The sequence below is a fragment of the Shigella sp. FC1967 genome, assembly GCF_001743005.1.
In the GTDB taxonomy this organism is placed as follows: domain Bacteria; phylum Pseudomonadota; class Gammaproteobacteria; order Enterobacterales; family Enterobacteriaceae; genus Proteus.
The window spans coordinates 1-692 of sequence record NZ_MIIZ01001137.1 but is presented as its reverse complement, the minus strand read 5'-3'; the positions used below and the strand labels follow the sequence as shown (position 1 = coordinate 692).

Annotated in this window: 2 protein-coding genes; both read left to right on the top strand. The window is 50.1% G+C overall.

Features of this window, described 5'->3' with window-relative positions; translation table 11 throughout:
• A partial coding sequence (locus BHE89_RS19325) for a hypothetical protein (RefSeq protein ID WP_128860735.1) occupies positions 1-188 on the top strand: 188 nt, incomplete at its 5' end.
• Positions 189-195: 7 nt separating this feature from the next.
• Positions 196-567: a hypothetical protein gene (locus BHE89_RS19320; protein WP_020833608.1), complete on the top strand. Its 372-nt coding sequence runs from the start codon at positions 196-198 to the stop codon at positions 565-567.
• The last annotated feature ends 125 nt before the right edge of the window (positions 568-692 follow it).

Sequence of the window (692 nt, the reverse complement as noted above, 5' to 3'; positions counted from 1 at the left end):
AAAAAATTACCTACGAAGAAATGCTTGAACAACTCGACCAGAAAGGCATCCGCGTCACCAACGGGGCGAGACGGCTTTATGTCGCGTTGAACAACGGAGTCAAAGCTGAGGTGCTGGGTAACTGCGGTCCCGCCACAATCAGCTTGGTTGACGGGATGATTGTTGTGGAAGAGCAGACTCTCCACTAAGGGCAGCATGGGCAAAAAAGTACACATCATTTGTGGAAAGTGCGGCAGTGACGAGATGAACTTTGTCATCAATGAACACTGCCCAGACGATCCCCAGAATGTCGCCAGTATGTCCTGCTCAAATTGTTGCGAACTGACAGGCATAGCCGAGTGGTCGGAATTTAATGGACGTGAGCTGAAAGGTGAAGCCGTCGCCCTATCAACACCGGCAAACGTGAATGCTCTTCTAGGATTGCTTAGCCAGGCGATGGACAGCGTTGAGTATCGCCTCTATGGCGGGGACATGTCATTGAGCGGTAATGATGCTGCCGAACTCATAGAGCTCCAGGAGCGAGCTGAGAAGGTCTTATCTGTTCTTCGGAGTGATCAGCATGAGTGATTTATACGAACCGCTTGAGTTTGTGTTCTGCGGCTTTAGGAAAGGGGACGCTGGGCTCTTTATCTCGGTAGCCACTTTGCGCGATGGTGTTTTAGGTCGTGAGATGTATTTCTCAAAGGGAAAAA

What these genes read in the sequence shown, in the direction of transcription:
- BHE89_RS19320 (WP_020833608.1), top strand. Translation starts at nt 196, where the DNA reads ATGGGCAAAAAAGTACACATCATTTGTGGAAAGTGCGGCAGTGACGAG.